Annotated in this window: 18 protein-coding genes; 8 read left to right on the top strand and 10 right to left on the bottom strand. The window is 31.3% G+C overall.

The genetic code is table 11. The annotated features are described in order from the left end of the window. Positions 1–77 precede the first annotated feature (77 nt). The 3 genes from gap to QWY99_RS06375 all read right to left on the bottom strand — a co-directional run bounded on the left by gap (position 78) and on the right by QWY99_RS06375 (position 6,917). Positions 78–1,082 (bottom strand): type I glyceraldehyde-3-phosphate dehydrogenase, encoded by a 1,005-nt coding sequence (gap, locus tag QWY99_RS06385; RefSeq protein ID WP_290262864.1) that lies wholly within the window; start codon positions 1,080–1,082, stop codon positions 78–80. Between the two features lie 96 nt (positions 1,083–1,178). Beyond that, on the bottom strand, positions 1,179–2,165 hold the full coding sequence (pfkA, locus tag QWY99_RS06380) for a 6-phosphofructokinase (RefSeq protein ID WP_290262862.1): 987 nt from the start codon (positions 2,163–2,165) through the stop codon (positions 1,179–1,181). 291 nt (positions 2,166–2,456) lie between these two features. After that, positions 2,457–6,917: a translocation/assembly module TamB domain-containing protein gene (locus QWY99_RS06375; protein WP_290262860.1), complete on the bottom strand. Its 4,461-nt coding sequence runs from the start codon at positions 6,915–6,917 to the stop codon at positions 2,457–2,459. Between the two features lie 207 nt (positions 6,918–7,124). Between QWY99_RS06375 and tsaD the strand changes: the two genes are divergently transcribed. From tsaD to QWY99_RS06335, 8 genes are all read left to right on the top strand, one after another. After that, positions 7,125–8,147 carry a tRNA (adenosine(37)-N6)-threonylcarbamoyltransferase complex transferase subunit TsaD gene (gene tsaD / locus QWY99_RS06370; protein WP_290262858.1) on the top strand — a complete coding sequence of 341 codons (1,023 nt, stop codon included), beginning with the start codon at positions 7,125–7,127 and terminating at the stop codon, positions 8,145–8,147. Positions 8,148–8,150: 3 nt separating this feature from the next. After that, complete coding sequence (locus QWY99_RS06365; RefSeq protein ID WP_290262856.1) at positions 8,151–8,861, top strand: 16S rRNA (uracil(1498)-N(3))-methyltransferase; 711 nt, start codon at positions 8,151–8,153, stop codon at positions 8,859–8,861. Positions 8,862–8,893: 32 nt separating this feature from the next. Beyond that, a complete protein-coding gene (locus QWY99_RS06360) occupies positions 8,894–9,532 on the top strand; it encodes a DUF4159 domain-containing protein (protein WP_290262854.1) in 639 nt (212 codons plus the stop codon). Between the two features lie 10 nt (positions 9,533–9,542). Continuing rightward, a complete protein-coding gene (locus QWY99_RS06355; RefSeq protein WP_353960567.1) occupies positions 9,543–10,040 on the top strand; it encodes a TrmH family RNA methyltransferase in 498 nt (165 codons plus the stop codon). Positions 10,041–10,452: 412 nt separating this feature from the next. Then, positions 10,453–11,403, top strand: a complete 951-nt coding sequence (locus QWY99_RS06350) for a zinc metalloprotease (RefSeq protein ID WP_290262851.1) — start codon at positions 10,453–10,455, stop codon at positions 11,401–11,403. Between the two features lie 131 nt (positions 11,404–11,534). Further along, the gene (locus QWY99_RS06345; protein ID WP_290262848.1) at positions 11,535–12,626 is read left to right on the top strand and encodes an AI-2E family transporter; all 1,092 of its coding nucleotides are present in this window, start codon (positions 11,535–11,537) and stop codon (positions 12,624–12,626) included. Between the two features lie 2 nt (positions 12,627–12,628). Beyond that, positions 12,629–13,810 carry a THUMP-like domain-containing protein gene (locus tag QWY99_RS06340; RefSeq protein WP_290262847.1) on the top strand — a complete coding sequence of 394 codons (1,182 nt, stop codon included), beginning with the start codon at positions 12,629–12,631 and terminating at the stop codon, positions 13,808–13,810. A gap of 2 nt (positions 13,811–13,812) precedes the next feature. Next, positions 13,813–14,379, top strand: coding sequence for a hypothetical protein (locus QWY99_RS06335; RefSeq protein WP_290262844.1), 567 nt, complete (start codon positions 13,813–13,815; stop codon positions 14,377–14,379). Between the two features lie 2 nt (positions 14,380–14,381). Here QWY99_RS06335 and QWY99_RS06330 read toward each other — a convergent pair whose 3' ends face one another. The 7 genes from QWY99_RS06330 to QWY99_RS06300 all read right to left on the bottom strand — a co-directional run bounded on the left by QWY99_RS06330 (position 14,382) and on the right by QWY99_RS06300 (position 23,577). Further along, positions 14,382–15,047, bottom strand: coding sequence for a M15 family metallopeptidase (locus QWY99_RS06330; protein WP_290262843.1), 666 nt, complete (start codon positions 15,045–15,047; stop codon positions 14,382–14,384). A 57-nt stretch (positions 15,048–15,104) separates the two neighbouring features. Beyond that, positions 15,105–16,628: an MFS transporter gene (locus QWY99_RS06325; protein ID WP_290262840.1), complete on the bottom strand. Its 1,524-nt coding sequence runs from the start codon at positions 16,626–16,628 to the stop codon at positions 15,105–15,107. Positions 16,629–16,814: 186 nt separating this feature from the next. Beyond that, positions 16,815–17,828: an NHL repeat-containing protein gene (locus QWY99_RS06320; RefSeq protein ID WP_290262839.1), complete on the bottom strand. Its 1,014-nt coding sequence runs from the start codon at positions 17,826–17,828 to the stop codon at positions 16,815–16,817. Between the two features lie 14 nt (positions 17,829–17,842). Then, positions 17,843–19,075 (bottom strand): hypothetical protein, encoded by a 1,233-nt coding sequence (locus QWY99_RS06315; protein ID WP_290262837.1) that lies wholly within the window; start codon positions 19,073–19,075, stop codon positions 17,843–17,845. Positions 19,076–19,388: 313 nt separating this feature from the next. Beyond that, positions 19,389–20,417: an META domain-containing protein gene (locus QWY99_RS06310; protein ID WP_290262836.1), complete on the bottom strand. Its 1,029-nt coding sequence runs from the start codon at positions 20,415–20,417 to the stop codon at positions 19,389–19,391. Positions 20,418–20,783: 366 nt separating this feature from the next. After that, positions 20,784–22,124 carry a DUF3526 domain-containing protein gene (locus QWY99_RS06305; protein ID WP_290262833.1) on the bottom strand — a complete coding sequence of 447 codons (1,341 nt, stop codon included), beginning with the start codon at positions 22,122–22,124 and terminating at the stop codon, positions 20,784–20,786. 1 nt (position 22,125) lies between these two features. Then, entirely contained in the window at positions 22,126–23,577 is a 1,452-nt protein-coding gene (locus tag QWY99_RS06300) for an ABC transporter permease (RefSeq protein ID WP_290262830.1), read from the bottom strand. Positions 23,578–23,579 lie beyond the last annotated feature (2 nt).

Below are 23,579 nucleotides of genomic sequence, written 5' to 3'. Positions count from 1 at the left end.
ACATTATTGAGAGTCAAACAAAATAATAAAAAATCCCGCTATCTATTCAATAACGGGATTTTGAAATGTATATAAAATTATTTAAGACCTGCGATATGCACAGATAAGTCAATTAATTTACTTGAGTATCCATACTCATTATCATACCAAGATACTAATTTAAAGAAAGTAGAATTTAATCCAATTCCAGCATGAGCATCAACGATAGAAGTTCTAGGGTCAGAGATAAAATCTTGAGACACAACTAAATCTTCAGTATATCCTAAGATACCTTTCATTGTAGTTTCTGAAGCTTTTTTCAAAACTGCCATAATTTCTTCATAAGAAGTTTCTTTAGCAACTTTTACAGTTAAATCAACTACAGAAACGTCAGCAGTAGGAACACGCATTGACATACCTGTTAATTTTCCGTTTAACGAAGGAATAACTTTACCAACTGCTTTTGCAGCACCAGTTGATGAAGGAATGATATTTAAGTTAGCCGCACGACCACCTCTCCAGTCTTTTCTAGAAGGACCATCTGTTGTCATTTGAGTTGAAGTTGTAGCATGAACAGTTGTCATTAAAGCTTCAACGATTTCAAAGTTATCATGAATAACTTTAGCCAATGGAGCTAAACAGTTTGTAGTACAAGAAGCATTAGAAACTACAGTATCTGAAGCTTTTGCTGTCTCGTGGTTTACTCCCATTACAAACATTGGAGCATCTGCTGATGGAGCAGAAATAATTACTTTTTTAGCACCACCTGTAATGTGTGCATTTGCAGTTTCGATAGTTGTAAAAAATCCAGTACATTCAGCAACAACATCTACATTTACTTCGTTCCATTTAAGGTTAGCTGGCTCTCTTTCTGCAGTAACACGAATGTGATTTCCGTTTACATAAAGTTCACCTTCTTTTACCTCTACAGTACCATTAAAACGTCCGTGAACTGAATCATACTTTAATAAATAGGCTAAATGATCTACATCAAGCAAGTCATTGATTGCTACTACCTCTACATTATCTCTATTGAAAGATTCTCTGAAAACAATTCTTCCAATTCTTCCAAATCCGTTTATTCCTAATTTTACTTTTGACATTTTTCTAAATTTTTATTTATTTTTTTTGTTTATTCTACTTATTTTCAAAGTCTAATTTCCTCACAATAAACCTTAATCTTAACTCTTTATTCTATATTATGTTGACATGATATCCGAAACGCGTAGCAATTCTCTATCAATCTCACTTTTTCCTTTAATAGCTTGCTCCAAAGGTGTTAATGTTACCTTATCATTTTGCAAACCAACCATGAAATTTGATTTTCCGTCAATCAAAGATTCAACAGCTTTTACACCTAATCTACTTGCAAGAACACGGTCAAAACATGAAGGTGAACCTCCACGTTGCATATGTCCTAAAACAGAAACTCTAACATCATATTCTGGTAAATTAGCTTCAACATAATCTTTTAATTCGAATACATTTTTACCAATTTTGTCTCCCTCAGCAATTACAACAATACTTGATGATTTTCCTGAAGCTTTACTTTTTTGAAGTGATTCTAATAACCTTTCTAAACCTAAATCTTCTTCTGGAATAAGAATCTCTTCAGCTCCAGCACCAATTCCTGCATTAAGAGCAATATGTCCTGCATCTCTTCCCATTACCTCTACAAAGAACAAACGGTTATGAGAACTCGCTGTATCACGTATTTTGTCAATACAATCTACAACTGTATTTAGAGCGGTATCATATCCTAAAGTATGACTCGTTCCAAAAATATCATTATCTATGGTTCCAGGAATTCCCATTATTGGAAAATCAAATTCTGAGTTGAATAATAAACCTCCTGTAAAACTTCCATCACCACCTATTACTACAAACGCATCAATTCCTGCTTTTACAAGATTCTCATGAGCTTTTTTTCTTCCTTCGGGAGTTTTAAATTCCAATGAACGAGCCGATTTTAAAATCGTTCCTCCTTTATTTACAATATTATTTACACTTCGAGGTCCCATCTCTTTGAAGTCTCCTTCAATCATTCCTTGATAGCCTCTATAAATTCCGATACATTCGATGTTATGATAAGCACAAGTTCGAACTACTGCTCGAATGGCTGCATTCATTCCTGGTGAGTCTCCTCCTGATGTAAGAACACCAACTTTTTTTATTGTTTTTGGCATTATTTAAGTATTAAAGGGTAAAATTAACAAACATTCGCCACTATTCGAGCTATATTTATAATAAGTTAATAAAATATGTTAAATTCAAACGTTTTCGTTAATAAGTTTTTGGACAGTAAAAAAAAATCAATAAAATAAAAAAAGGCATTTATTTTAATTGATAATTTAAAAATAACAATACTTGATTGAAGTGTTAAAAATTTGAAAGACAATCAAATTTAAAGATAAGAAAATTAAGAGGGGTAAAAAAAAGATTAACAAAACTAAAACACATTAATACATGTACGTTTGCTAATCTTCTTCAGGGATTAATCCTTGCGTATTAGGTTTTACCTTTTCTTTATCTTTTTTATTAGTTTTTTTTGATTTTGAGAAATCAAGATAAGCTGGATCTATAGATGAATCTTGAAAATCATCACTAGTGTTTGATCCTTTAATGGCGCGTTCTAATTTATTATTCTTAAATATCTTATTTACCAACTCCCTAAAAGTATCAAAATCGACTTCGTACGAAACTCCCATACCTTGGGTATAACCAATTCCTTGTCCTATATAATTAATATCGTTTTCTCTATTAAACAGACGCAAGTTCATACTTCCATCTTCATTAACTCTGTATTGCACTTCGACATCACCTACAATAGCAGATTCATTGATCCCTCCAACTGGAACTCCCACTTTTCCGTTTATGGTAATTCTTTCATTGATTTGTGACGAAATTGTCGCTGCAAATTGACCATCTGCTTCCTGTCCAAGTCTTCTATCTGCTGAAGTATAGGTAAAACCGATATCAATTTTATCGCTATCAGAATGAATTATCCCTCCTAATAAATTACTAGCCGTTTCAAACAAACTACTAGAAAAATCAGATTGGCTCACCCCTTCAGGACTCAAAAACCCTCCAGAAGATAATAAATAAAGTGCTTGTGTTTGTCGAACATCTTTATCTACCAATTTATATTGAATTTCAGATTTCAACACATTACTAACTGTTGGAAAATCGATATTAAAATCTGGCTCTGGGCTTGTTAAATCCCCACGAATACCTATCACCACCTCTACTGGCACTTTTTTACTAAATGAAGAGTTCTCAAGTAAAACCGCTGGATTTGCAGATGTTTTATAAACAGCTTCAAGATTTAACTGCGCCTTCATCGGATTACCTTCCCATGAAATCGAACCTCCTTTTCGTACTATAAATTTCTTATCGATTAATCCTCCGTATTTAAAATTATACGTTCCTTCATATGCCTGGAAATCCCCCCACATATTGAACTTACCAAGTGTATTAATTTTAAACAGTAACGATCCAAACCCCTTACCTTTCATTCCATGACCAGAGTTCCTATCTAGGATGACTTCAACCTCTGCGTCTGAGGTAATATCAAAATCAAATTCCAACTCAAGACCATTATAATTCCTTGTGTTTTCAACAATTCCGTTTGCTAGATTGTATTTTTCTTTGGCAGTAACAAAATGGATGAAATTATTATCACTCATTGTTTGTGCATCATTGATAGGAATTTTTACTGATGTTCCTTTTTCTGATTTTGCATCTACCTTAATAAACAATGCAGAAGTTGGCCCTTTTATAGTGGCTTTACCATTAATAAATGCCGTTCCAAAGTAAGCAGCATCTTCGCTATCTTTTGTATCTAATGCGAGTAATCTTTTTGAACTAATATCTAAATCGAGTTTCCAATCGGTAAAATTATTATGCTCTACAACACCATTTAAAATTCCTTTGGTATTATATTTAGTATCCGTAATTGTATTGTTTCTTAATAAAAACTTTTCATCCGTTACATCAACAATTGTCTTATCACTTAATTGATAATCAATATTCAAATAAGGAATCGTCATTCCTGCTTTATCTAAATACAAGCGTCCATTTACGTCTGGTCTTTTTAAATTACCAATTATTGCGGCATTTCCAGAAACATAGCCTCTAATATTAGACAGCACATCACCTCCTAAAGTATTAATAGCTGCTAAATTGAATGTATCAAACTTTAATTGTAAATCGAGTATCGTTTCTTTATTAATAATTTCGAAGGTTCCAAATAACTTAAATAACTCCGATTTATCATTTTCTACAGATGAATTTATTGTAAATTTCCTTAGGTTTTCATCTCCAGCAATATTAAAATTCAAAGCTCCTAAGTCGGTTTTGTTCACATTCAATTTATTGATTTGAATTGAAGCAGTTGGCTGATAAGCATTCTTTTTTTGCTTAAAATTAATCTCTCCATTAATATCACCATTCAAAACAAGCTTTTCATTAGCTGGTGTAATTTTATTAAGATCAACATCTTTAAAACTCAATTTCAAATCTTTATAATCGCCATCTTTTATTTGCCCGACCAATTCTATTTGCTGACTTTGGTGAGACAAAATAATATTATCGATATCAAAATTTTTAAATTTCTTATCGAAAATTATCTGATTATCGGGCTCGTCTTTTTCATTTAAATACCACATTGAGTTTTTAAACTTCAACTCTGATTTATTTATTCCGACAATGTTGTTTTTATTTTTATCTATCGTATGATATAAGTTGAAGTTGAAAAAATCTTCTCCTTTTGAACCTCCTTTAAACTCTGACCTTACAAATAAAGTATCGTTCATAGTTACGTTGATCAAACTAAAATCACGCACTTTATAGTACTTGGTTTTAATACTATCGAGTTCTACATATGCATTATATAGAGGATTCTTATTATCTACAGAAACCCTTATATTATCAAAAGTATTCTGTGCAGCTTTTATCTGAGGTGAATTAAATTTAAGCTTAAACTCTTGTTTATCAGCATCAATTTTCCCTCTAACAATCGTATTGGTTGCTAGTTCAATATCTGGATAAAATATTTCAATTATTTTATTGTAAACCGTAAAATCAAAGCGTAAAAACTGTCCTTTACTCACTTTCAACGGCTTGTAATTAGCATATAAACTACCTACTGAATTTGCAACTAGATTTTCAAGTTGATTGAATTTAAATTTACCTACAATTTCACCATTAACAACATCGGTCGAATTTATAGTAATGGTACGAATTTTATCGACATCAAAATTTGAACTAATATTGACTTGATCAAAAACATAGGTTGATTTTGGATTTTGATAAATTGCATCATTAATACTGATATTTCCTTGAAGATTTTCGATTGTATTTCCAGCAACCTGAACTACAACATCTCCTTTAAAAACAGATACAGAATCTTTAATAAATCTCAGCTTATGTAAATCGGCATTTTCAACATTAATATGAAAATCATATTTACTATCTCTTCTACTTAAATCAACCAAACCATCAAAAGTCATATTCAGGTTTGGATCATTTACAGACAGTTTTCCTTTATAATGTGGCAATTTAAAATTACCGTTCAATACTATATTACTGTATGTGTAATTATTGTAATTAAACTTCTGAACATCTCCTTTGATTACAGTATTTAAGTGCTTTTCGGTAAATCCTTTTCCATCAACATCTAAATTAAGTGTAGTTTTTCCAATATCTTTTCGACCTAATAAAGCACCTAAATCAAAATTTTCTAAAACTATATTACCAGAATAGGAAGCTTTATCAATAAAGTTGATTTCATTCATGTTTAAATCAACAAGGCCGTTTCCTAAATCGGTTGTCATATAAAAATCGACATCTAATTCTGTTTTAGAAACTTTTGCTTTACCATCTATAGTGAATTTACCAATTCTTTGTAATTCTTTAGGTAATTTTTTCCCTAACACATTTGGTAATAAAACAACAAGATTATCATAGCTTGAAGAGAGTCTGTCGAATTTTCCGTTCATTAGAAACTCTTGGCCGTTTTTTCCAAAAAGGTTTTTAAAATTTATATTTCCAACAATATTAGATTTATGCAAATCTGTTAATGTAAGTCGCTTTAAATTCAAATCATTTAGAGTTCCTTCAATTTTTGATTTGACACGGAAATACTGGTCTTTACCTAACTCTTTATAAAAATAACGGATGTCATTTGAACCAATATTTGCAGAATCTAAAGCAACATCAAACTGAACTTTATCTGTAAATTTAGCAAAATCCTCAATATGATAGTTTAAAGTAGCAGCTCCGTATATTTTAGAATATTTAGTTAAAATAGATAGCTTTTCTAACTTCATTTGCTTCTTAGTATAACTAAATCGTGATGTTAAATTTGCAACATACAATCCTCTATGGTCTAAAAATGATAACTTATGAATCCTTGTACTTACATCAGGTCCAAGAAGCTTAAAATCGCTAATATGTGCATTTAACTTCGTGAAGTCAACATCTTTTGGAACGAGTCGATTTTCATCTGTTAAAATAAAATGCCCATTAGTAATGTAGGCATCTTTTGCAGTAAGCAAGAATTTTTTTGTTTTGGGAGGAATTGGTTTTCCTGTTTCAAACGAATGAATAAACACATCGAGATTGGTTTTTTTTTCGTTTTTGTACGTTTTTAAATTAAATAGTAAACCTGTCAAACGAATTTCACCGAAAATTAAATCGCCATCAAGAACTCTTTTAACACCTAAAATATTTGTTTTAACTAAATCAGAATAGATTAAAGTATCTTTATGGTGATCCATAATCAAAACTTTCCTAAGTTTTACACCTCCAAAAACACTTACAGAAACTTTATCAACAGATATATGAGTACCAAAATCCGCGTTTAATGTGTCTGTAATATAATTTGCAATTTTGGTCTGAACAACAGGTAAAGACAATGCGATAGCCAACACTAACAAAAGTAGAATTAGTCCGATTAGGGAACGAGATACTATTTTTTTTATTTTTCTGATACCGATTGTTTTTTTAGTTTTTCTTTAAATTTAATTTAGAGCAACCAAAGGAAGGTTCCTTTGATAAAAATTCTTTAATTTTGGCTTCTACTTTTAAATATAAAAAAATCAAAATTTGATTCGTCAAATATAATTCAAAATTCGTGCCTTTACATGCAAAATCCTGAGGTTTTTATTCTTGCTATCGAAAGTTCTTGCGATGATACTGCGGCAGCTGTTTTACTTAACGACAAAGTACTATCAAATGTTGTTGCCAACCAGCTGATTCACACACAATATGGAGGTGTAGTTCCTGAACTTGCTTCAAGAGCGCACCAACAAAACATAGTTCCAGTAATTGATGCGGCACTTCGTAAGGCCAATATTAAAAAAGATCAATTATCTGCCATCGCATTTACACAAGGCCCTGGACTTATGGGATCACTGCTAGTTGGAAGCTCATTTAGCAAGTCATTAGCATTAGCTTTAAATATTCCATTAATAGCCGTTAACCACATGCATGCTCATATTTTGGCTCATTTTATTGATGAGGAAGGGTACGACAAGCCAACTTTTCCATTTTTAGCATTGACTATTAGTGGTGGTCACACTCAGGTTATTAAAGTAAATGGTTTTTTTGACATGCAAATTATTGGCGAAACAACTGATGATGCCGTTGGTGAAGCATTTGATAAAAGTGCTAAAATTTTAGGTCTTCCCTATCCTGGAGGCCCACTTGTTGATAAATACGCTCAATTAGGAAACCCAAAAGCATTTCCGTTTACAAAACCTAAAGTTCCTGGACTTGATTTTAGTTTCTCTGGTTTAAAAACGGCTATTTTATATTTTATTCAAAAGAAAAAACTAGAAAACCCAAATTTCATAGAAGAAAATCTAAATGACATTTGTGCTTCTATACAATATACAATTATCGAGATTTTAATGGACAAATTAAAATTAGCGGTAAAAGAAACCGGAATTACTCAAATTGCTATTGGTGGTGGAGTTTCGGCTAATTCTGGAATAAGAAACAGACTGAAAGAAAGCGAAAAAACATACGGTTGGAAAACTTATATTCCGAAATTTGAATACACGACCGATAATGCTGCAATGATTGGAATTGTGGGTTATCAAAAATATTTATCTGAACAATTTGAAACAGCTGCTGTTGTTTCTAAAGCACGAATACAATTTTAAACTATGCAATTATTTTACAACCCTAATATTGACGAAACGACTAAAGAATTTTCTTTTGATAAAGAAGAAAGTAAACATATTATAAAAGTATTACGAAAAAAAGATTCTGATATATTACATGTAACAAATGGACTAGGGTATTTATTTGAAACAGAAATCACTTTGGCTTCTGATAATAAATGCACTGTTAAAATAATTTCATTTGAAAAAGCTCCTGATCCTAAATATCGTTTGCATCTTGCGGTTGCTCCAACCAAAATGAACGATCGTTACGAATGGTTTCTAGAAAAAGCTACTGAAATTGGAATTCATGAAATTACACCTATTATTTGTGATAGATCGGAACGTAAAGTAATTAATATTGAGCGTTATGAAAAAATTATTTTATCAGCAATGAAACAATCTAACGAATTATATCTTCCTAAACTAAATGAAGCTATTTCATTCAAGGAATTTGTAAAACGTAAAAATAAAGGTTCACTGTTGATTGCTCATTGCGAAGAAACAGATAAAAAGACATTAAAATCGGTTTTAAAACCTAATGAAGACATAACGCTACTTATTGGCCCAGAAGGTGATTTTTCAGAAAAGGAAATCGCTTTGGCTATCGAAAATAACTTTCAACCTGTATCCTTAGGAAATACAAGATTACGTACAGAAACTGCGGCAATAGTTGCTTGTCATAGTGTTGCTTTTTTTAATGAAACAATTTAAATTTAAAAATACTAATCTCTGACTTTACCGTTATGAAGAAACTATTTTTGCTTTTTTTATTTATTTCCGCCTCTTCTTTTTCGCAAGAAATTGCATTACTAAAATATAGTGGCGGTGGTGATTGGTATGCAAATCCAACTGCATTACCTAACTTGATAAAGTTTTGTAATGCAACTATAAATACCCGAATTAAAGCAAAACCTGGTACGGTAGAACCTAGCAATCCTGATTTACTTTCCTATCCTTTTGTACATATGACTGGTCACGGAAATGTAGTTTTTAGCGATGCAGATGTTACTAATCTACGTAATTATTTATATGGTGGTGGTTTTCTTCATATTGATGATAATTATGGAATGGATCAGTATATTCGAAAAGAAATAAAAAAAATATTCCCAAATAGTGAATTGGTAGAACTTCCTGCCAATCACGCTATTTTTCAAAAACCATTTCTTTTTTCAAACGGTCTCCCTAAAATCCATGAGCATGACGGAAAAAGACCTCAGGCATTTGGAATTTTCATCGAAAACAAATTGGTATTAATTTATACTTTTCAATGTGACCTAGGCGATGGTTGGGAAGATGCCGAAGTACATAACGACCCTCTCGAAGTACGCCAAAAAGCACTAAAAATGGGTGCAAACATTATCAATTATATCTTTACCAATTAACTCAAATCAAGTGCAATTAACACACGAAGAAATACAATTCGAAAGAAAAAATTTTCCTATAACGCTAGTTTGCGATCATATTTATTTTCAACAAAATATTGGTTCTCTTTTTAGAATAAGTGAAGCCTTTGGGGTTGAGAATATCATTTTTTTAGGAAAAGATATTCCGTTAACGCCTAGAAAAATAAACAAAACCTCTCGAAGTACTCATCTTCATGTACCTCATACTATCATTGAAGAAACCCCTGATTTGGTTCTTCATTTAATTGAAAATGATTTTGAAATTATAGCTTTAGAAATTGCAAACAATAGTAAGCCTTTAAAAGACGTTACAATTCCAGAAAACAAAAAAATTGCACTTTTAATAGGAAGTGAAATTGACGGGATTTCTGATGAACTTTTAAAAATCTCGAATCAAATTGTTCACATTAACATGTTTGGAAAAAACAGCAGCATGAATGTTGTACAAGCCGCAAGTATTGCATTATACGAAATCACTTCTTTATAAATACTTTTTTCTTATTTTTGAACTACAAATGCTTCTCAATATTCATGTGGTAGTAAATACTCTATTTTCAATCACAACGTTAATTAATGAAAGGTTAACTAACGAAAGCTTATAGAATTTAGTAGCCACTTTCTCCTATTAAAGCGGTTTATTTAATAAAAAGCTCCAATTCTTCTTAAAAAAGGCAATACTTAGCATTAAATCAAGATCATACTTCTCATAAAAAAATACAAAAGTAAGAATTTACACTGCTTTAAATGTTTGCTTATTTTTGTAAGAACTACGCTATACAAGGGTTTTGTAAATTCTGATAAATAAATTAATAATAAAATTTTGCTTGTTAAAATATTTGTTATAAAATTGCTTTAATTATTAACAAAACTAAAATTTTATAACAAAACCCCAAATTATTATGAAAAAAGTCGTTTTATCCGCATTTACAGCGTTATTATTTTTCTCTTGTCAAAATGACAAAACAGAATCTACAGACCCACTAGCTATGGTAGCTAATCAACGTGGTTGTGCAACACAAGATGTTCTTGAAGCTCAAATAAAAGCCGATCCTACATTGGCTATTAGAATGAATGAAATTGAAGCATTTACAGAAAACAAAATACTAACTGGTAAATTGGTAAATGGAAAAATTCAAATTCCTGTTATAGTAAATGTACTATACAGGACTGCTGCTGAAAATATTTCAGACGCACAAATTCAATCCCAAATCGATGTATTAAACAAAGATTTTAATGCTCAAAATCCAGATTACGCAAACGTTCCTGCTATATTTGCTGGAGTTAAAGCGAATACTGAAATTAGCTTTGTTCTAGAGAAAATAAACAGAAAATCAACAACAAAAACTTCTTGGGGAACTGCTGATGCCATGAAAAAAACGGCTTCTGGTGGTCTAAATCCAACATCTCCAACGTCAAAACTAAATATATGGTCTTGTAAAATTGGTGGTGGTATATTAGGTTATGCTCAATTTCCTGGAGGAAATGCAGCTACTGACGGAGTTGTAATAGATAGTAATTCATTCGGATTATCGGGTGCAGCTGCCGCTCCTTATAACTTAGGAAGAACTGGAACACACGAAGTAGGTCACTGGTTGAACTTACGTCACATCTGGGGAGATGCAACCTGCGGAAATGATTTTGTACTTGATACTCCTTTACATAATACTGCTAACTATGGTGTACCTACTTATCCTCATTACAGTACTTGTACAGGAACTCCTGTAGAAATGACTATGAATTATATGGATTACACTGATGACCTTGGAATGTATATGTTTACTACAGGACAAAAAAACAGAATGGCCGCTACGTTTGTAACTGGTGGACCAAGAGCTGGTTTTGGCATCTAAATTTAAAACCTTATAACATAACGTGTTAATAATTATTAAAAGCAAGATTTAATCGTCTTGCTTTTTTTAGTTTAAAATTGTAATATTTTCCTCCATTTTTTCTATATTTATGCTCTAAAGAAAGATAAACTATGATTACATCTAAAGTAATTTCAACTGGAATTTTAAGAGCTATCACGACTATATTGATAGTATCGCTAATTTTGTATTTCTTATATCAAATACAAACTGTAATTATCTACTTGTGCGTTTCATTAATATTGTGTTTAATTGCAAACCCATTTGTAAATTTCTTAAAACATAAATTAAAATTCAGTGGTTCTTTTGCTGCGGCAACAACTGTCGTTTTCTTTGTCTTATTGATGATCGGATTCATACTATTGTTTGTTCCTTTAATTATATCACAGGCTAACAATTTATCGCTCCTAGACACTAAAAGTCTACAAGAACAACTCCTATTAATTGAGCGTGATTTTGAGAATTACTTCAACTTACAACATATTGATCTTCAATCACTATTAAAAAACCCTGAAATAACTTCTAAACTAGATTTTAGTTATTTTACAGCCTTTATTAATTCTATCATAAATATGCTTGCTGGTTTAGGAATGGGATTAGTATCTGTGTTTTTTATTACATTCTTCTTTATTAAAGATCAAAACATATTTAAAGAAAATGCTAAAAGAATTCTTCCTGACAATAATGAAGATAAAATTATCAACTCGATTACCAAAATAAACCATTTACTAACCCGCTATTTTATAGGCTTGTTACTACAATTAACTGTTGTATTTATTCTGTATTATATTGTGCTTATCATTTTTGGAAGTGAAAATGCATTTGTTATTGCTTTTTTATGTGCCGTGCTAAATATCATTCCGTATGTTGGACCGCTAATAGGAACCACTCTTGCCGCTTTATTAACAATGATGAGTTTAATTGGTGCCGATTTTCAAACTGTAATCTTACCTAAAACTATATATATTGTAATTGGCTTTTTATTAGTTCAAGCCGTCGACAATAATATTAGCCAGCCGATTATTTCGTCAAAAAGCGTAAATTCGCACCCGCTGGAAATATTTTTAATCACCTTAATTAGTGGTATTACTTTTGGAATCGTAGGAATGATTATTGCTATCCCATTTTATACTTGCCTTAAAGTGATAGCCAAAGAATTTTTTCCAAACAATAAAGTTGTTATTGTATTAACTGAAAAAATATAGCCTTGAATTTAGCCCTTTTACATCCTTCTGTTCAGGATTTTATAAATAAAAAAGTAAATGAATCTGTCTCTAAATTAGCTCTTCAAAAAAATCCTTTCCCAGAGATTGAATGGATTGCTATTCTAAATCAGATTGAGGCTAAAACAAAAGCTAAAGATAAATTACCAACTTGGTTTGCTACTGATAACATACTCTATCCGAGTAAAATTTCAGTAGAACAAACTTCTTCTGAGAAAACAGCACAATTTAAAGCCAATTTAGTTTCTGGAGATAGCCTTATAGACTTAACTGGTGGTTTTGGTGTTGATGATTATTACTTTTCTAAAAAAATAAAAAATGTGGCACATTGCGAGTTAAACTCAGATTTATCAGCAATAGTAGAACATAATTTAAAACAATTGAAAATTGATAATTGCACGTGCTATCCTGAAGATAGTTTTGAAGTTTTAAAGAAACTAAATAAAAAATGGGATTGGATTTATATTGATCCTTCTAGAAGAAACGATGCTAAAGGTAAAGTTTTTATGTTAAGGGATTGCTTACCCAACGTACCCGATTTATTAGACTTTTATTTTGAAAACTCTGATTCTATTTTAATAAAAACAGCTCCTTTATTAGATATATCAGCTGGATTATCTGAACTAAAGAATGTAAAAACGATACATATAATTGCTGTCGATAATGAGGTTAAAGAATTGCTTTGGGAAATACACAAAGACTACTTAGGCAATATAACTCTTGCTACTGCGAATATCTTAAAAGACAAAACAGAGTCTTTTGAATTTTCATTGGGTGAAGCACCAGAATATGTTGCTTATGGCTTACCTAAAAAATACTTATACGAACCGAATAGCGCAATCATGAAATCTGGCGGATTCGACGAAGTAGGAGCTTTTTATGAAATCGATAAACTACATAAACATTCTCATTTATATACTTCAGACGAACTAATTGCATTTCCGGGAAGAACTTTTGAAATTCAAAAAAGCATTTCATACACTAAAAATGAAATGAAACTGCATCTCTCGAATCAACAAGCAAACATCACTACAAGGAACTTTCCTGATAGCGTAGAAACCATTCGAAAAAAATGGAAAATAAAAGATGGAGGAAATTTGTATTGTTTTTTTACAACTGATAGAAATGACAATAAAATAGTTTTAATTTGTAAAAAAATACAATAACAATGAAACAACTAATTACTTTAACTTTTTTCTTATTAACTTTTAATTTATTTGCACAAAAAGATTGTGAATACTCTGTAAACATTACTGACTCTTTAGGGACATATAAGTCGACTAAAGAAAAAATGATTTCTGAAAAAAACTTTGCAGGAACAGCTAGTTATATCTTTTTTTCTTTGGCACAAACCGATGGTTTACCAACCCTTAATTTACAAATGATCAAAAAAAGCAAAGACTTCATAAAAGCGAACTGTTTTGATAAAAACTCAAAATTATACTTACAATTAAACAATGGAAAAATTGTAACCCTAGTTCATATCGATCAAGAAACTTGTGGAACATTGATACGTGATGAAAAAGGATTTGACAATCGCGTAAATACTGGTATTTTTATGTTTTTGAAAGATAATTTTGAAGAATTAAAAAAATCACCGATCTCTATGATTCGCATTAAATACTTAACTGATATCGAAGATTATATCTTAAAAAAGGAGTTCACATCAGAACTAGACAATAAAGTATATCATCCCGAAACTTACTTTATGGAAAACATAAAATGTGTAGAGTAAATTTAATTACAATCCCATTTTGTATTTGATACTTTATCAGTTAATCCAGCTTTTAAATTATAATGCCACCACTCCGAATCAAAAGAATTAAATTTATGTTTTATCATTATTTTTTTCAATAATTGTCGGTTTGCTTTAACAGTATCTGATAAATTCACATAACTGTGACTGGCTTCTTTTCCAAAAAAATCAAAAGAAGTACCCATATCCAATTCCTTACCATTACGATCAACAAGAGTAATATCAACGGCTCCTCCTCTATTATGGATGGAGCCTTTTTTGGGATCTGCAACATATTTAGGATTAGAAACTATTTCCCACATTCTTTCTTGAATAAATAAAGGTCTATAACAATCAAACAATTTGATTTTATATCCTTTCTTCATGAAATTTTTATTTGCTTCTACCAAGGCTTTAACGGTCTTTAAACGGAGAAAGCATTCGGCACAATCATATACTTTTGCTTTAAGGAAATTATCCTCAGTAGCGTACTTCATATCATATACAAAATCATTGCTATAATCCTTTAAATTAACAAAGGTAGTATCTGAAACGTTTTGACTTCCATAAATTAAGACTTTTTCATTCTGAGCTTTTACAGCAATAACAGAGAATAACAAAGAGATTAAAAATAACGCTCTACTATATGAAGTATTTATGATTTTCATGATTGTGATTTGTTAAGAAAGTAAATGTAAACAAAAGCTTTTAAAACTTAAATAATGCTACTTTTTATCTTTAGGTAAAACAAACATTAACACCGGAGCCAAAATACCCAAAACAGAACCTGCAAGAATTAGAACTATGTCATGTGCATCTTTAAAAGCTATCATTGCCGCGTTTTTAATTATCTCTCCTTTCTCACCTCCTAGTTCATTGGCAACAATCATTGCATCACCAATTGAATTGTTTACCTGCTTAGGGAGTTGATTCAGTAATTCATTGCTAATAGCAAACTTATTAATGAAAATTTGAGACAGTATAATTCCAAAAAAAGTAATTCCTAATCCAGTACCAAGTTCATAGGAAATAGACTCCATCGAACCTGCCATTCCGGCTTTATCAAGAGGTACCGCAGACATAACAGCAGTCGTTCCCGCTAGTAATACTACTCCTAAACTAAACCCCAAAAGAATCAAGCACAAAAACAAACTAATAGTAAATGAACTAAAATCTAATTGGCTCAATACAAAGAACGATAGCGAAGATAAAGACAATACTGTAACTATAACATTCTTAAACCCAATTTTACCTAATATAGAACCAGTTAACGGCCCTGATACTGCAGATGCAGCAACAAAGGGTAACATGAATAAACCAGCACTTATTGGACTTAGCTTATGCACAAATTGAAGCTCCTGAGCCAATAAGAACTCAAAACCAACAATAACTGCCATAGGTACGAAACAGAGTAACATTCCTAACAGAATCCTTTTATTTTGCAATAATTTGACATCTATCATTGGAGATTCAGAAATCTTTTGCTTTTTAAAAAACAATCTTAAAAAAACAAATCCTATTAACCCAGCAACAATGCTAATCCATAAAGGATGATCTTCTTTAAAAATAGTCTTAAGGCCATAAACAAATAAAATAACACCCACTAAAACTAAACTTGCTTCTTTTAAAGCCCAAGGTTTTTGTGGATTCGAAATTCCTTTAGGTATGCCAACCCATATTGAAGGAATAACAATTAAAATTAGTGGAAGATTTATTAAAAAAACTGCTCCCCACCAATAATGTTCTACAATAACTCCACCAATAACAGGTCCAACTGCGGCTCCAGCTGTACCCACTGCGGCCCAGATACCTAGTGCGGTACCCCGTTGCGCTTCATTGGTAAAAGTTTGACTTATTATTGCAAGAGTAACTGGCATAATCATAGAACCTCCAACTGCCAAAAGTGCTCGAGATAATATTAAATAAATGGGTGCTGAAGAAAACCCAGCCATAAACGACGCAATTCCAAATATTGACAATCCAAATAACAATAGTTTTTTATGACCAATTTTATCTCCTAAAACCCCCATTGGCAATAACAAACCTGCCATAATAAGTGGATAAATATCTATAATCCATAAAACTTCACTACCAGATGCTCCTAATGATAATGTGAGCGTAGGTATGGCAACGTGCAATATCGTAGAATCAATTGTTACGGGAATAAGTGAAGCGATAATAATAGCAAGTATAAGCCATTGATTTTTTACATTTATGTCTCCTTCTGATACATTATCAATTTTCTTCATTCTAAATTAATTATATTATGGCTGTATAAAGTGATTATAAACTTGTCTTCGCTAAAAGCAAAAGAAGTTATTTCTACTATAAAATTACGTTATAAATAGCAAAATCAATCATAATCTCCCCCTTTATAAACAAAAGCCCACTCTACTGAGTGGGCTTAAAATGTTTATTTCAATAAAATCACAGTACTATCTTTGTTCTGTAATTTCAGATCTTTTAAGCTTAATAACTCTTATTGTTTTATTCGTGTTATCCGATAAAAAAATACGGTCATTAAGTTGCGCTATACTTACAATACTTCCAAAGTTATTTTGTCCCATAACATCTGAAACATTTACTCTTGGATTATACGTTTTATCCATAAATTCTTTTTTTGGATAAAGTCGAAGAAAATTCAATCTGCTTTGATTATCATACTCAGACGTTACAGCCCAATCTGCATCAATAGTTACTGCCGATGGCTTTGCTTCCTTAAAAGGGACTACTACAGGCACAATTGGAGCCTTCAATGATGCCGCCGCATTAGAACGAATACCTGCGATATTGTAATATAAATATCCTTTTGTATCTCTTCCAGCTACAACTAAATTCCCATCAGTTACAGCCATTGAATATTCTATATAACCACCTGTTAAAGTATTTAATTTGGCAATAGGAGCTAAATTCCAATTGCTTTTATCTGTAATTTGCGAGGTTTCAAAAACCTTTATCGTTTTATCAAATTCTTTAACAAATACTAATCCATCTTTTACAACAACTCCATAGACATGCACAAAAGTTGCCGACCATGAACCATTTCCTAAAACACTAATACCAGCATTTGTTACTTCATCGATAACAAAAAGCCTTGATTCCTTAGTTCCAATATAAATTCTACCATTATCAATAGCTATTGAAGTAAGATTAACAAATTCAATTGTAGTCTCCCCTTTAGTAAATTTGGTAATTGTTTTTATGTGAGCCAAAGTGTTCGCATTAAAAACCTCAAGTACATTACCATTACAAACGTACAATTTGTCATTTGATACGGCGATACCTTTAGGATCTAACGTGCCAGTTCCATCACCTATCTGATTTGCAGTAATTGATGCTTCATTAGATAGGTAATAGTACGTATGATTTGGAGAAGTTCCGTCGTAAGAGTCCTTGCTACAATTTGTAAAAACACAAAGTAACACGATAAAAAAAGCTATTTTTTTCATTTTAATTTTATTTCTTAATTCCATTTTCCTTCTCCTTTATATTTTAACAAGAATGGATTTTTTTGATTAATTGTAAAAACAGGTTTTTTATAAGTACCTGACAAATAATTTGTTTTAGTCCACCCCTGTAAAACTTCTGGATCATTAAAAGGAAGGTCTTTTAAATAAATTAAGTATCTAATAAACTCACTCATCATTTCTTGTTGTCCACCACCTTCGCCACTATTAGCTAAGTTACTACTATGTCCAAAACCAATATGATGTGAATATTCATGTGACCAAATCGAATAATCTCCTAGCCAATGTCCTCTAACATAACCAGATTCCCATTGCGATGCCAAAGGACCACCTCCCAATGCCGCAGCTCCTCCTACCATTGCTATATAAACAGTTCTACCGTCAAGGTAGTTCCAATATATTTTCTCAATTTCGGCCTTAGTATAATAATCGTAAACTCCATCAACATCATCTGCATTTCCATGCCAATATGTTGCGCCATTTACAGCAGTTCCAGCTTGAGCCGCTTGCTCTTTTTTATATCTATCAAAATTAATAAAGGTATCGTAATACATTGGGTGACTTAATGCATACGAATAATTAATAATCAATGCGATTGCCTCTTTAGCCAAAACAGGATTCATAGGTAAAAATTTACCTAGCTCATTAGTATGATACGCATCACTAAATTGAACTAAATGAGTAGACTTAATTTTTTTGAATTTTGCGAATAATGGATCACTAGACTCTACCGAAAATTCGATAGCTCCAGATGAAAAACCATCAATTTTGTCAATTGTAACCGCATTTCCTGTTTCTAACATATAATCATTTTTTCCTGCTACCAATGGGATTTGGTGAAATGAGCGATGAAAAGCTGGAACTTTTGTAAAATTGTAGATTAAAAATCTTTTGCCATAATTAGGTAATTTAGCGTAGATTCTTACATCGGTAAGTCCTACTGGAGAATAAAGAGAAATTTGCACCGAATCTTTCCCTTTTTGAATCACTTGTAATGGCTGGTTAACACGAAACCAACGATCTTGTTTATCGTACATTTTTGAAGAACTTTCGTCGTCTTCAAACATAGTCATCGGTCGATTCCCTTTTGGTAAATTTGTTGCATCAATACTAGGTAAGTATTTGGCGTCGTATGCAGTAGATTGGTCTTCGTGATCACAACTTGCGAAAACTAGAATACCAAAAATTAGTAAGCTGGCAAAGTGCCACCTTTTAACATTTGTAATCATTGTAGGTTAATTTAAATTTGTTTTTGTTTTGGGGGTATTAGATTTAAAATCTAATGAGCGCAAATATCTTCTATTATTTTCTAAATAAAAATTTGTTTTTCTTATTTATAAAATACGATAATTAACCTATTCTTATCAGTAAAAAAGTAGTTTGATTGACATAATCTTACAAAATTACAAAATACTTACAGAATACTTTATTAGTAAAAAACACCTAAGCAAGTAACTTTAAATTTTGCTCTTTTATAATTAACCTTGTATAAACAACAAAGCCTGAACATTGTCAGGCTTTGTTGTTATTTAAACTGGAAGATTACTTTACAATTCCAAACATCATTATCAATCTATCACCAAGATAAAAATTTAGTGTTTGCTCTGCTACATCAAAACGTAGTTCTTTATCGCCTAAAAGAGATAGCATTTTTCGTTCTGTTTTAGCAACTTCTTCATCAATACATGCCATTCTAGTTGATCCTAAAGCACCAAAGGCAATATGATCATCACCCTTAAGCGTATATGTTCCAAAAAAGTTATTGCATCCCGTGTTTCCACTTACTTTCTTTGTAGTTGGATCAAATTTAATAGAAGCACGTCCATAATCTTGTCCAACGTTTTCTAGCATAATTAGTTTCCAATTGTTTTTGGCAATAAAACTCATAATATCATTTTGAGTAGGAATAGAGAATTCCATAATGATTTTATTTTTCGAATTCTTAAACTGCACCTTGTTATTTTTCTTTAAAATTTTAAACTTTTTATCTTTTATTGCATTAGTAAAATCTTGCTCTAATTTCATGTTTTTTTCATCACAAGCCATTAAAGTTCCATAAGGAGACCCAATTTTTATTTGATCCTTTGAAGAAAGCTTAGTAAATTTTGCACCAAAGTTATTACATCCACTTTTTCCATTAATCATTCCTGTAGACTCATTGATTGTCAAATAGACATTTCCAGTATTTATTTCTTTACCATTCAAACGAGTTAATATCATTTTGGTATCATAAATTCCATTTGCCTTTGTTACAGGTGTTTTAGAAATAATACTTTTTAATTTATACTCGTATGAAGATGCATCTGCTGGAATAACACCTTGTCTTTTAGTTCTAATTACTAAAAGCTCATATCTGTTTCCTTTTTCAAAATTAAAACCTTCGATATGGTCGTAAAAAAACTGCCAATCACTCTTATTATTATACCTAATCTGTAAGCATTCCATAGGAGCAACACCTTGGCAAGGCACTTTATTTTCTTTAACAAACATTTTTAATGTTTCTTGTCCATAACTTAATGATGACACTACAGTCACCATCATAAAAACAAACATGCATTTTAATTTTCTCATTCTTTTAAATTTTATAATACTCTACGAAGTATTTGATTACTCTATTATTTCGTTTGCATTAATTATGCCATTCTAAAGAAACTTTGCTTTTTAAAGAAACTTTAAGATTTCAATAATAGTCCCAAACCTGTCTAAAAAATAGCCAAAAACTAAAACTACATAAAAGCTTAAAATCTTAAACTTTTCTGTTATAGACAATTCCATAGGTAATACTAAAACAGCTTCATTTCACATTTGAACCTCAAAAGCCTTCTAAAATTATAAAAAAAATTGAACCAATGTTTTTTTTCTAGTTCTTAATTGTTGTAGACGCACTACTCGTACGTCTACAAACTGTAATTAGGAAAAAATAATATTTTAGGTTCTTTATTCTTTTTTGAAATTAACCCATCCAAAAGAAAACAACAAGAGATTGAAAATCACCAATGGAAGAATGGCCTTTACAATGTCAATTTCGGTAGGATCTTTAAAAATTTCAACCTTAAAACTATCCCAATTAACTTTACCTACAGGTGATCCATCAAATATTTTTGGATAGAAATACAATCTCATTTTTTCGTGAAAGTTTGCGGTTTCTTTCAAAAATAAAAGCTGATTACCTAAATCTGATTTTGCCGTTTCATTTAACTGAATCTGAGTGTGAAGCGTTGGTATAAACATCGCAATCATCTGACTAGCTTGATTTCGTTGTTCCAATTTCGATTCTAGTTCTTTTGATTGTACAGCCGATTCATCATCACCCATTTGTTGCATTGCGTAATACCAAAGCCAGCTAAATTCTTTATCTGGTAGAACATAATGTCTGAATTGCGGATAATGAGCATAAAATTTATCCAGAGTCACCTGCTTATCCATATCCCATTTTTCGTGGTAGGCATTTCGTTGTGTCAGTGTAAGTTCTAAAGCTTCGGGAACTTTGTATTTATTAACTATATATGCATTAATTCCTGCTGGAAGAATAATGATCAAAAACAACCAGATAGTCAATAAAATAACCGCATTAAAATTAGAGTTTTTTTGTAGAGAAACTATAAAAAAACAAACTGAAAACCAAAACAAAATATACATAACGCCAAGTCCAAAAAAGATGAGGAACGAAATGTCTATCGGAATTTTCAAAAACAAAACTGCAATGAAAAGAACAATTGTAAACAAAATCAAAACACTTAAAATCCTAACATAAAATAACTGAAGAATATATCGAAATGTATTTTTACTCTGAGTTGCTACAATTTTCCAAGTGCCGCTTTCTTTTTCTTCGGAAATTACATTGTATGAAAAAGCAACAATGAGAAGTGGAAAAAGGTAAATCAATACAAAACTAAAATCGATATTTCCGGAAAGTAAATTATTCGGATTATTAAGTTCCGAATCGTATTTCTGTGCTTCTAGACCACGTATCGTAACACTTTGAATCGACGGATTTACATCTCTTTGCCCAATTGCTAAACTACTTACAGGCGACATTTTATTAACTAATGAGAATTTAGTATAATACAGCAAAAGCCCTATTTCGTCTTTATGAAAAGCAACATTTCTGTCAATATGTGCTTTTTGATATACTTTCGCTTCGGCAATATTATTTTGTTGTTTTTGCTGAAATTGATGCCCTATTAAAAGGCTGATAAAACTAATTAAAAGCAAAAAAAGCAATCCAATTTTGGTGCCTTTTGAACGCAAGAAATTTTTAAATACTAGTACTAACATATTAGATGGCTTTAAGTTTTTTAGCGGCGGTTCTTATTAAAATAAACAGAATAGTAATCCAAAGAATGATAGAAATAATCGAGATAATTTCGCTCTTTATAGCGTCCCAGACTCCTTTTGGCTCATAATGAAATTCTTCCACATCTGCCCAATGTTCCTTACCAATTGTAAGCGGTTTATCATTTGAAGTAGGCTTTTTATTGCTAATATATTTTACCTGCAAACCATTCATTTTCTGCGCCATAGTATAACGATATGCTTCGGCTTGTTTTTGAAAATCGATGTATGAATCGTAATCTGTATTAGACAATCCCATCGACAAATTTTTTATTGCGATGTAGGGATTCAAAAAAGAAACTGCTTTAGAAAAACTATTTTGTTTTTCGTAAACTTTAAGGAGTTTTGCCAAGTGTTCATTGTAAATTCTTGAACTTATTTTTTCACCTTCGGTCATAATAAAACCAGAATAATTAAAAGGAAGTTGCTGTACCGAATCGACTTTATAAGCCAAAAGTAAAGAATCTTTAATTCCTTTATAATGCGAATCATTAGGATTATGACTGTCGCCTTTTAAAAGAATATCTTTTTCGATATCACTGTTAAATTGTATTTTAGATGGTGCTTCAAAAATATAAGCTCCAATTGCCTGTGTGGTTCTTGGCAGAATAATGGTAAACAGAAGCCAAATTCCGATTAGGGAAATTAAAGCCTTTTTAGATGTTTTGCTTACTGCCGAAATTAAAACTGCAATGATGCAGAAAAAGATTAAATAAATAAAATGAAATCCTATAAACAAAAGCATTTTAAAAGTCTCATCTGCTGTAATACTAAAGTTTTGAAGTAGTAACCAAAGCAAGACTAGCACAATAATTGTTGGAATAAAAAGTAGCATGACAACACTTGCAATACCTAGAATTTTGCCTATCAGTAGTTCTTTCCAAGTAACTCCCTGAGTTAAAATAATTTTTAAAGTTCCTGTTTCTCGTTCGTAAGCAATCGAATTAAATCCTAAGAAAAATATAAGTAAAGGCAATAAAATCTGCAAAATCATCGCAATACTGATTTCGCCAAAACGAAGCATACTATTAGAGAATCCAGCTTCAGAAAAATTAGCCGTATTTTGTTTATGCGCTTCAAGAAAAATGGCGTTTCCGAAAAAAGGTTCCATCCCAAATTCAAAAACACTCAACGAAGTACTTTTTCGGAAAGCAAAATTTCCGTAATGTGCCATTCTGTGCGGATTTTTATCTGGATTTTTCAACCAGTCTTCGCGCGATTGATGCTGGTATTTTTCGCTTGTTTCATTTTGGTTCGAATAATTATTCCAACCTGAAAATGTGGCGTACAATAATAACCCTCCTATAAAAAGGGTAATAATAAAAATTGCTTTATTTTTAAAAATAGAATTTCTAAAATGTTTGGCAATTAAAATTTCGGCATATAATGATTTCATAC

The organism is Flavobacterium branchiarum (assembly GCF_030409845.1).
GTDB lineage: Bacteria > Bacteroidota > Bacteroidia > Flavobacteriales > Flavobacteriaceae > Flavobacterium > Flavobacterium branchiarum.
This window is presented reverse-complemented; position numbering and strand designations above follow the sequence as displayed.